This window comes from Streptomyces sp. NPDC001270, from assembly GCF_042896695.1.
Lineage (GTDB): Bacteria > Actinomycetota > Actinomycetes > Streptomycetales > Streptomycetaceae > Streptomyces.
This window is the reverse complement of record NZ_JBIAXM010000025.1, coordinates 118,332-128,664: the sequence shown is the minus strand read 5'-3', so window position 1 is coordinate 128,664 and position 10,333 is coordinate 118,332. Positions and strand designations below refer to the sequence as shown.

At 73.9% G+C, this 10,333-nt stretch carries 9 protein-coding genes; 8 read left to right on the top strand and 1 reads right to left on the bottom strand.

What is annotated here, in order from left to right; all coding sequences use genetic code 11:
* The first annotated feature begins 109 nt into the window (after positions 1-109).
* The 3 genes from ACFY2B_RS33235 (at position 110) to ACFY2B_RS33225 (ending at position 4,178) form a co-directional block, all read left to right on the top strand.
* Positions 110-817, top strand: coding sequence for a potassium-transporting ATPase subunit C (locus tag ACFY2B_RS33235; protein WP_390766783.1), 708 nt, complete (start codon positions 110-112; stop codon positions 815-817).
* A 132-nt stretch (positions 818-949) separates the two neighbouring features.
* The gene (locus ACFY2B_RS33230) at positions 950-1,630 is read left to right on the top strand and encodes a response regulator (protein WP_376535340.1); all 681 of its coding nucleotides are present in this window, start codon (positions 950-952) and stop codon (positions 1,628-1,630) included.
* Between the two features lies 1 nt (position 1,631).
* A complete protein-coding gene (locus ACFY2B_RS33225; RefSeq protein WP_390766782.1) occupies positions 1,632-4,178 on the top strand; it encodes a DUF4118 domain-containing protein in 2,547 nt (848 codons plus the stop codon).
* 19 nt (positions 4,179-4,197) lie between these two features.
* Here ACFY2B_RS33225 and ACFY2B_RS33220 read toward each other — a convergent pair whose 3' ends face one another.
* Complete coding sequence (locus ACFY2B_RS33220; protein ID WP_390766781.1) at positions 4,198-4,764, bottom strand: universal stress protein; 567 nt, start codon at positions 4,762-4,764, stop codon at positions 4,198-4,200.
* 552 nt (positions 4,765-5,316) lie between these two features.
* Here ACFY2B_RS33220 and ACFY2B_RS33215 point away from each other — a divergent pair.
* The 5 genes from ACFY2B_RS33215 to ACFY2B_RS33195 are packed head-to-tail and all read left to right on the top strand — an operon-like array spanning position 5,317 to position 10,186.
* Positions 5,317-5,586: an acyl carrier protein gene (locus ACFY2B_RS33215; RefSeq protein ID WP_376535334.1), complete on the top strand. Its 270-nt coding sequence runs from the start codon at positions 5,317-5,319 to the stop codon at positions 5,584-5,586.
* A gap of 17 nt (positions 5,587-5,603) precedes the next feature.
* On the top strand, positions 5,604-6,812 hold the full coding sequence (locus ACFY2B_RS33210; protein WP_390766780.1) for a beta-ketoacyl-[acyl-carrier-protein] synthase family protein: 1,209 nt from the start codon (positions 5,604-5,606) through the stop codon (positions 6,810-6,812).
* 23 nt (positions 6,813-6,835) lie between these two features.
* Positions 6,836-8,047, top strand: coding sequence for a hypothetical protein (locus tag ACFY2B_RS33205; protein WP_390766779.1), 1,212 nt, complete (start codon positions 6,836-6,838; stop codon positions 8,045-8,047).
* Positions 8,044-8,973 carry an acyl-ACP desaturase gene (locus ACFY2B_RS33200; RefSeq protein ID WP_390766778.1) on the top strand — a complete coding sequence of 310 codons (930 nt, stop codon included), beginning with the start codon at positions 8,044-8,046 and terminating at the stop codon, positions 8,971-8,973. Before ACFY2B_RS33205 ends, ACFY2B_RS33200 begins: the two co-directional genes overlap by 4 nt.
* Positions 8,974-8,995: 22 nt before the next feature.
* Entirely contained in the window at positions 8,996-10,186 is a 1,191-nt protein-coding gene (locus ACFY2B_RS33195) for a beta-ketoacyl-[acyl-carrier-protein] synthase family protein (protein WP_390766790.1), read from the top strand.
* Positions 10,187-10,333: the final 147 nt, after the last annotated feature.

The following is a 10,333-nucleotide window of genomic DNA, read 5'->3' as shown; positions in this document are numbered from 1 at the left end:
TCCGCCGCAACCTCGGGATCTACGGCATCGGCGGCCTGATCGCGCCCTTCATCGGCATCAAGATCATCGACCTGCTCATCTCCCTCATCCCCGGAATCGGCTGATCGCCATGAACAACTCCGTCTCGAACACCGTCCGGCTGCTCGGTGCGGGCCTGCGTGCCCTCCTCGTGCTGACCCTGGTGACCGGCGTCATCTACCCGCTGGTCGTCACCGGCATCGCCCAGGGACTGTTCAACAACAAGGCGAACGGCTCCGAGATCAAGGCGGACGGCAAGGTCGTCGGCTCCGCCCTGATCGGACAGTCGTACAACCTGCCGCTGAAGAAGGGTCAGGAGACCCCCGACGCGGACCTGAAGTGGTTCCAGGGCCGCCCGGCGAACGGGCTCGGCAGCAACAGCATCAACACGCAGTACAAGCTGCTGCTGTCGGGCGCCACCAACCTCGCCGCGGACAGCGGCGCCGTGCACGGCAAGTGCCCCGCCAAGCCGGCGGACGGCACGCTCTGCGCCCAGGTGGTCGCCGCCAAGGAGGCCGTGGTCAAGGACAACTCGGTCCCGGGCTACACCGTCGAGCCGTCCGACGTCCCCGCCGACGCGGTCACCTCGTCCGGCTCGGGCCTCGATCCGAACATCTCCCCGGCCTACGCCGAACTCCAGGCACACCGCGTCGCCGCACTCAACCACCTCTCCGTCGCCCAGGTGGACCAGCTGGTCAAGGACCACACCACCGGCCGCACCCTCGGCTTCATGGGCGATCCCCGCGTGAACGTCCTCGAACTCAACATCGCGCTCAAGGATCTCGTGGCCGGCACGTGACGGCCTTACGCGACGCACGCGGGAGCCGGCGGCCCGGGAGACCTCCCGGTTCCGCCGGCTCCCGCCCCCCTGCGCAGGCCGCCCCGCGACCGGCGCGCACGGCCCCAGGCAGCACAGGAGAGGCAGGCGCTCATGACCCGGGTGCTCGTGGTGGAGGACGACCCGCAGCTCGTACGGGCCCTCGTCATCAACCTGGAGGCACGCCGGTACGGCGTGGACGCCGCGCCCGACGGGGCCACGGCCCTGCGGTTCGCCGCCGCGCGCCAGCCCGACGTGGTCCTGCTCGACCTCGGTCTGCCCGACATGGACGGCGTGGACGTCATCAGGGCGCTGCGCGGCTGGACCCGCGTGCCGATCCTGGTCCTCTCCGCCCGCCAGGCGTCCGACGAGAAGGTGTCCGCGCTCGACGCAGGCGCCGACGACTACGTCACCAAGCCGTTCAGCATGGACGAACTGCTCGCCCGGCTGCGGGCCGCCGTCCGCCGCACCGAGGACGTACCGCCGGCCCCCGAACGCCTGGTGGAGACCGAGCACTTCAGCATCGACCTGATCGCCAAGAAGGCCGTACGGGACGGCAGGGACGTACGGCTGACGCCGACCGAGTGGCACCTGCTGGAGATCCTGGTGACCAACCCCGGCCGGCTGATCACCCAGAAGTACCTCCTCCAGGAGGTCTGGGGCGTGTCGCAACGCAACAAGACCAATTATCTGCGGGTCTACATGGCGCAGTTGCGCCGCAAACTGGAACGGGATCCCTCCCACCCGCGCTATCTGATCACCGAGCCCGGCATGGGCTATCGCTTCGAGGGGTGACATGGCACGCGGCAAGCTCCGCATCTACCTCGGTGCGGCCCCCGGCGTCGGCAAGACCTACGCAATGCTGTCGGAGGCGCACCGCCGCACCGAACGGGGCACCGACTGCGTGGTCGCCGTCGTGGAACACCACGAACGGCCGCGCACCAAGGTGATGCTGCACGGCCTGGAACAGGTGCCGCGCAAGGAGATCCGTTACCGGGACAGCACGTTCACCGAGATGGACGTGGACGCGGTCCTCGCGCGCCGCCCCCGGGTGGCGCTCGTGGACGAACTGCCGCACACCAACGTCCCCGGCTGCCGCAACGCCAAGCGCTGGCAGGACGTGGACGAACTGCTCGCCGCCGGGATCGACGTGATCTCGACGGTCAACATCCAGCACCTGGAGTCGCTGGGTGACGTGGTCGAGTCGATCACCGGGGTGCGGCAGCGCGAGACCGTGCCGGACGAGGTGGTCCGCCGCGCCGACCAGATAGAGCTCGTCGACATGTCGCCGCAGGCGCTGCGCCGCCGCATGGCGCACGGCAACATCTACCAGCCCGACAAGGTGGACGCGGCCCTCTCCAACTACTTCCGGCCGGGGAACCTGACCGCGCTGCGGGAGCTGGCGCTGCTGTGGGTGGCCGACCGGGTCGACGAATACCTCCAGCAGTACCGCAGTGAGCACCGGGTCTCGAAGATCTGGGGCTCGCGGGAGCGGATCGTGGTCGGCCTGTCCGGCGGCCCCGAGGGACGCACCCTGCTGCGCCGCGCGGCCCGGCTCGCCGAGAAGGGCGCGGGCGGCGAGGTGCTCGCCGTCTGCGTTGCCCGCAGCGACGGCCTCACCACCACCGCCTCCCCGAAGGAACTGGGCGTCCAGCGCACCCTCGTCGAAGACCTCCGCGGGACCTGGCACCAGGTCGTCGGCGACGACGTCCCGGCCGCGCTGCTGGACTTCGCCCGCGGCGTGAACGCCACCCAGATAGTGCTCGGGGTCTCCCGCCGCCGGAGCTGGCAGTACCTCCTGCGACCGGGCGTCGGCGCCACGGTCGCCCAGGAGTCGGGGTCCGACCTCGACGTCCACCTCGTCACCCACGACGACGTGGGCAAGGGCCGCGGACTGCCGGTGGCGCGCGGTGCGCGCCTCGGCCGGTCCCGGGTCATCTGGGGCTGGCTCGTCGGCGTGCTCGGCCCGGTCCTGCTGACCTGGCTCCTGGCCGGCGCCACCCCGCAGATCGGCCTCGCCAACGACATGCTGCTGTTCCTGTCGCTGACGGTGGCGGCGGCCCTGCTCGGCGGGCTCCTCCCGGCCCTCGCCTCCGCGGTGGTCGGCTCCCTGCTGCTCAACTGGTTCTTCACCCCGCCCGTCCACACCCTGACCATCTCCGACCCCGCGAACATCGTCGCCATCGCGATCTTCGTGTCGGTCGCCGCGTCCGTGGCGTCGGTGGTGGACCTCGCGGCCCGGCGCACCCACCAGGCGGCCCGGCTGCGCGCCGAGTCCGAGATCCTGTCGTTCCTCGCCGGGAACGTGCTGCGCGGCGAGACCAGCCTGGAGGAGCTGCTGGTGCGGGTCCGGGAGACCTTCGGCATGGAGTCGGTGGCCCTGCTGGAGCGGACCGGCGAGACGGCGCCCTGGACCTGCGCCGGCAGCGTCGGACCCGGACCGGCACCGAACCCGGAGGACGCCGACGTCGACGTACCGGTCGGCGACCACATGGCGCTGGCCCTGCGCGGCCGGGTGCTGCCCGCCGCCGACCGCCGGGTGCTCGCCGCGTTCGCCGCGCAGGCCGCCGTCGTGCTGGACCGCCGGCGCCTGCAGCACGAGGCCGACCGGGCGAAGGCACTGGCCGAGGGCAACCGGATGAGGACCGCGCTGCTGGCCGCCGTCAGCCACGACCTGCGCACCCCGCTCGCCGGGATCAAGGCCGCCGTGTCCTCGCTCAGGTCCGACGACGTGGAGTGGTCCGCACAGGACCGGGCCGAGCTGCTGGAGGCCATCGAGGAGGGCGCGGACCGGCTCGACCACCTGGTGGGGAACCTGCTGGACATGTCCCGGCTGCACACCGGCACCGTGACGCCCATCATCCGGGAGACCGATCTCGACGAGGTCGTGCCCATGGCGCTCGGCGGGGTGCCCGAGGACAGCGTGCACCTGGACATCCCCGAGACGCTGTCGATGGTCCACGTCGACCGGGGGCTGATGGAGCGGGCCGTCGCCAACATCGTCGAGAACGCCGTCAAGCACAGCCCGCCCGACGTGAAGGTCCTGGTGTCCGCGAGCGCCCTCGCCGACCGGGTCGAGGTACGGGTCGTGGACCGCGGTCCAGGAGTGCCGGACGAGGCCAAGGACCGTATCTTCGAGCCCTTCCAGCGCTACGGCGACGCGCCCCGCGGTGTCGGCGTCGGCCTCGGCCTCGCGGTGGCCCGCGGCTTCGCCGAGGCCATCGGCGGCACCCTGCACGCCGAGGACACGCCCGGCGGCGGCCTCACCATGGTGCTGGCCGTACGGACGGCGCCGCGGCGCCGTCCCGCGCGGCCGGACCTGCCGGCGGCGGCCACCTCTTGACGGCCGGCCCGCCGGCCTCTCAGGCGTCCGGCGGGACGGACTCGAACTCCCTCGCCAGATCCCCGGTGTCCAGCCGCAGCCGCCACGCGTTACGGCGGTGCACGGCCGCCAGCGCCGCCTCCAGCGGGGACGGCGGCACCGCGAGGACCGGACAGCAGGCGCGGGCGACGCACTGGCGGCTGACCGAGGGCCACAGCGCGCGGTGCAGCCGCCCGCGCTGTCCGGCGCCCACCACGAGCAGGTCGCCGTCCCGGTCGGCGACGGCCACCAGCACCGGTCCGGGGGCACCGCGGACGACGAGCGCCTGTCCGGACAGCCCCGGATCCGTGCCGCCGAACACCTCGCGCAGCGCGCGTACGAGCCGCTCCCGGGCCAGCCGTTCCCAGTCCTCGCCGAGCAGGGCGGACGCCGGAGACCTGCGGTCCGTCAGCTCCCCGCCGGGCGGCTCCCAGGCCAGCACCGGCCAGAGTTCGGCTCCCCGGCGCCGCGCTTCGTCGGCGCCCCGGCCCAGGGCGGCCAGACTCCCCGGAGAGCCGCTCACACCTACCACCACACGAGCGGCTGAGGGCGGGCGGGATTCGGACATCGCATCCACCGTTCTGCACACACCGGCCGGTGCCTCCGGCCGACGGAACTCCTCGGAAACCCTCCCCAGTCCACCTCCGCGCCCCGGCTTCCCACCACCCCGCACCCCACTTCTTGGCACCCTTCTGACGACCACCTCCCCGGCCGCGGCCCCCAGCTCACGCGCGCGTGCCGCACTGCCACGCCGGGTCACCGCCACGGGGCGCGGAGCCCTCGGGGCGGGCGTGCGCGGCAGGCTCCGTGTTCCTGCTCGCGGCCCGGGAGTTCGCCCCGGCAACCTTCGTGGCGGCACGGGACGACGGGAGGATGCCGCGGCCACCACAGCAAGATCATCTCGACCGCGGACGGATGTCCCTCGTAAGGGTCAACTAAAGGTCCGGCGGGCCTTGATCAACGTCGTGACGTCATGCAGGGACATAATCTCGGACTCGACTCACTGAGGCGGCCGCTGCCGCCTCGCCCCCCTTTGCATGCGGATCTCTGACGGCCGTCCGGGCGGCCGTTGCCGGTGCACGTCGTGGCCACGGTCGACACTGCGAAGAAGGAACCCTGAATGTACGACACGCTCGCGAAGCTGCTGGCGGAGGAATTCGGTATCGAGAAGGACCGGATCACCCCGCGGTCGACAAGCCGTGAGCTGGAGCTGGACTCGTTGAGCATGGCCGAGTTGGCGGTCATCGTGACCGACCTGACCGGGGTGCGCCTGGAGGACGTGGACCTGTCCCTGGACCTGACGCTGGGCGAGATCGCCGACCGGTTCGAGGCCGCCCTGCGCGCCTCGGACGGTCTGCAGGTGGCCGGCTCCGCCGCGCCGACGTGGTGAGGCGGGGCCGGGACCGGGTGGCCGTCACGGGCGTGGGTCTGGTGAGCGCGGGCGGCGTCGGTGCCGAGCCGACCTGGGGTGCCGTCTGCGCCGCGGTGGGACGGGCGGAACGCGCACTCGAACTGGCGGACGAGCCCGTGGACCTGGTGTGCCGGGTCGGGGGATTCGACGCTGACGCCCTGCTGGGGCGGCGGCTGGCGCGGCGGATGGACCGCCCGGCGCAACTGGGTGTGGTCGCCGCCCGGGAGGCCGTGGAGGTGAGCGGCCTGGCGCCGGGCGGGGTCGCGGCGCACCGGTTCGGGGTCGTGATGGGGGCGGGCGGCACCGGCGTGGCCGACGTCGCCGACGCCCATGAACGCTGGCGGGCCGGCCGGGCGGCGACGATCTCGCCCTTGGGGCTCGCCCGCTCCCTGCCGAGCGCCTGCGCGGCCGAGATCGCCCTGGACCGCGGCGCGGCCGGCCCCGGCTTCGCGACCTCGGCGGGCTGCGCGTCCGGGCTGATCGCCGTCGGCACGGCCATGGAACTGCTGCGGTCCGGGGCCGTGGACGTGATGCTGGCCGGGGGAGCCGACTGCCTGCTGCATCCGGTGACGCTCGCCGCCCTCGGGCAGATGGGCGTGCTGGCGCGGCGGGCCGCCCGGCCGGACGCGGCCGTGCGGCCCTTCGACGTGGCACGCGACGGGTTCGTGGCGTCCGAGGGAGCCGGTGTGCTCGTCCTGGAGACCGCCGCGCACGCGCGGGCGCGCGGGGCCCGGGTGCTGGCCTGGCTCGCCGGATACGGCGCGGCGGGCGACGCCCACCACATCGCGGCCGTGCACCCCGAGGGCAGAGGCGGCGAACAGGCGGCGCGCACCGCGCTCGCCGACGCCGGATGGGCGGCCCGCGACGTCGAGCACGTCAACGCGCACGGATCGGCCACCGAGGCCGGCGACCGGGCGGAGGCGCGCTGGCTCACCCGGCTGCTGCCGCACCGGCCGCCGGTGACCGCGGCCAAGGCCGTCCTCGGGTACGCCGGAGCGGCCTCCGGCGCGACCGAAGCGGCCCTGACGGTGCTGACCGTGGCCCGCCGCCTCGTCCCGCCCACGGCCAACCACGAGCAGCAGGAACCCGGCATGGACCTGGACGTCGTCACGGGCGGCCCCCGCGGCGTACGGCTGCGGAAGGCACTGTGCGTCTCCACTGCCCCCGGCGGCCAGAACAGCGTCCTGGCCGTGGCAGCGGACTGACCTCCCGAGAGAGCTTCATGAAAGTGATCAGCACGGATTCGTCCGTGCAGGCGCGGGCGACCCGGCTGCTGCTGGGGCTGCGCCGCGCCCCCGACCCGTACGAGGTCTACGACCGGCTGCGCGAACTGGGCCCGGTGCTCCCCGTACCGGCCCTGCGCACCGTGGTGCTGTGCGGTTACGACGTCTGCCGGCACGCGCTGCGCTCCCCGGACTTCCGGGTGCCGGATCCCGCCTGGCGGGATCTGCACACGCCCGGGTGGCGCCGCCATCGGTCGGCGGAGCAGTACGCCGCCAGTCTGCTCAACACCAATCCACCCGGGCACCAGGCCCTGCGGAGCCGGTCCGCCGCGCTCGTGAGCCGGCCCGCGATTGGCGCCCTGCGGTCCACCGTCCGGGAGTTGGCCGACGACTGCGTCGGCAGGCTGGCGTCCGCGGTGTCCCGGGAGGGTGCCGCGGACGCCGTCCGGCACCTGGTGCTGCCGCTGCCGGCCCGCGTGCTGTGCGCGCTGCTCGACCTGCCCGACGACGATGCCGCGTACCTCGCCGAACTGACCCTGCGCAACCAGATGGTCGGTGAACTGTTCCCCACCGAGGCGGACTTCGCGGGCGCCGACCGCGCCCTCGCGGAGTTCGAGAGCTACGTCCACGCACGGCGGCGAGGGATCGACCCGGGCGGCGCCCGGCCCGCCTGGGCGCGGGTCACCCCGGCCGAGTGCGGGCTGCTGCTGCAAGCCGGGTTCAGCACGACGTTCGCGCTGCTGGGCACCGCGATGTGCGAACTGCTCAAGGACGACGGCGCACTTGCCGCCGCCCTCCTGGCCCGGCCCGAGCTGATCCCCGACGCGGTCGAGACCTGGCTGCGCCGCCGTCCGCCGTCTGCCATGGTCAGCCGGATCCCGAGCCGTGACATGGTCCTGGCCGGCGTCCCCGTCGCGGCGCAGACCCGGCTGCTGGTCCTCGTCGCCGCCGCCACCCGTGACCCCGCTGCGGGCGGCACTCTCTCCTTCGGCCATGGCCCCAAGTACTGCCTCGGCGCCCACCTGGCACGGCTGGAGGCGGTCGCCCTCGTCCGGGCTGTGCTGCCGTACGCCGTCACCTGGCGGCTCGCGGGTTCCCCGCCACCCGCCGCCGGATACGTCATGCCCCAGTTACGGAGTCTGCACATCACCGCGCGGCGGGCGCCCGTACCTCCCGGCCCCGCCCGGGACCGACGGGAATCGGACCCATCGAGATGACTGCTGCCCCCGACATCCTCGCCGCACTCGAACCGAGCGCCGAACGGCTGCTGAAACGTCACCTGACCGCGGCCCCGGAGTGGCTGCCCCACACGTACATCCCCTGGAGCGCGGCCACCGACTACGACGGGCCGCTGGACGGCGAGCCGTGGACGGCCGCCCAGTCCCGGATCGGCGCGGCGGTGCAGGACGCCCTCGTCGTCAACCTCCTGACCGAGGACAACCTGCCCAGCTACCACTTCGAGATCGCCACCCGGTTCGGCCGGGACCGGGCGTGGGGCGAGTGGGTGCACCGCTGGACGGCGGAGGAGGACCGGCACGCGCACGCCCTGCGCTGCTATCTGCACGCCACCCGGGCGATCGACCCGGTCGCCCTGGAACGGCAGCGCATGCGCACCATGACCACCGGCTTCCGCAGCGACCAGCCCACCCCGCTGCACGCCCTGGCCTACGTCCTGGTGCAGGAACTGGCGACCCGCGAGGCGCACCGCAACGCGGGCGCGGCCTGCGCGGACCGGCCGGGCCGGCTGCTGATGACCCGCATCGCCTCGGACGAGAACCTGCACATGATCTTCTACCGTGACCTGTACGCCGACGCGCTGGACCTGGCGCCGGACCACGCGACGGCGGCGCTGGCCGACGTGATCTGCGACTTCCGGATGCCCGGCACCGTCATCCCCGGCTTCCAGCGGCGCGCCCTGCGCATCGCCGCCGCCGGCATCTACAACCTCGACGTGCACGTCGAGAACGTACTGCGGCCCCTGCTGCGCACCCTGCGCGTCGCGACCCGGACGGACCTCGGACCCGAGGGCGAACGGGCCCGCGACCGCATCGGCCGGCACCTGGAGCGGACGAAGGCCACCGCGGAGCGCTTCCGCACCCTGTACCAGCGCATGGAAGGAGGCGGCCGTGCCGCACACACGTGAGGTCGCCGTCACCGGCATCGGCATGATCACGCCCGGCGGCGCCACGGCCGAGGAGACCTGGCGCACCGTCTGCGAAGGACGCAGCCTCGCGCGCACCGACCCGCAGCTGGCCGGGCTGCCGGTGGACATCGCCTGCCGCATCGACGACTTCGACCCGGTCACCGTGTACGGCCGCCGGCTCGCCCGGCGTCTGGACCGCTTCGCACACCTCGCCCTGCACGCGTCCCGGCAGGCCGTCGCCGACGCCGGACTCGACCCCGAGCACTGGCCGCGGGAACGGGTGGGCGTCATCCTCGGCGTCGGCGGCAACAGCCTGGAGACCTACGTCCGGGAGTTCACCCTGCTCGGCGAGGGCCGCCCCACGGCCGTCTCCCCGGTGGCGCTGCCCCGCAGCGTGCCGAACATGGTCCCCGGCGAGGTCGCCATGGACCTGAGGATCCACGGGCCGAGCTTCAGCGTGGCCAGCGCCTGTGCCTCCGGTGCCACGGCCATCGGGGTGGCCCGGGACCTGCTGCTCGCCGGTGCCTGCGACATCGTCCTCGCGGGCAGCGCGGAATCCGGTGTCTCCCCGATGCCGGTCACCTGCTTCGCCCAGATGACGGCCCTCTCCCGGCGCCTGGACGACCCGGCCGCCGCCTGCCGGCCCTTCGACGCCGACCGGGACGGCCTCGTGCTCTCCGAGGGCGCGGCCGTCCTCGTCCTGGAACGCCCCGACGCGGCCCGCGCCCGGGGCGCCCGGGTCCGGGCCCTGCTGCGCGGCTACGGCAGTACCAGCGACGCCCACCATCCGGTGGCACCGCACCCGGAAGGGGCGGGCGCGGAGCGTGCGCTGCGCGCGGCGCTGGCCGACGCCGGCTGCACCCCCCGCGACGTGGACCACGTCAACGCCCACGGCACCTCCACACCGGCCGGTGACCGCGCCGAGGCGCTCGCCCTGCTCCGCACGTTCGGCGGCGCCCCTCCGCCGGTGACCGCGCCCAAGGGTGTCCTCGGCCACGCGCTCGGTGCCTCCGCCGCGGTCGAAGCCGCGCTGACCGTACTGACGTTGCAGCACCGGCACATCCCGCCGACCGCGAACCTGCGTCGCCAACTGCCGGGCCAGGAACTCGACATCGTCACCGGTGAGCCCCGCCCCGCGGAGGTCGGCGTCGCCGTCTCCAGCTCGTTCGGCTTCGGCGGCCAGAACACCGTCCTGGTGCTCGGCACGCCCTGAGGCCGAGTGGACGAACGCGTCCGGGACAGCCGCACGGCCGGGGGCCCCCCCCCCCCCCCGGGCGCGCCCCCCGCCCCCCCCCACGACACCCAACCCCCCCCCCACCCACGCGCCGAGCCCAGCGGGCGCCCGCCCCCAGCCCCCGAC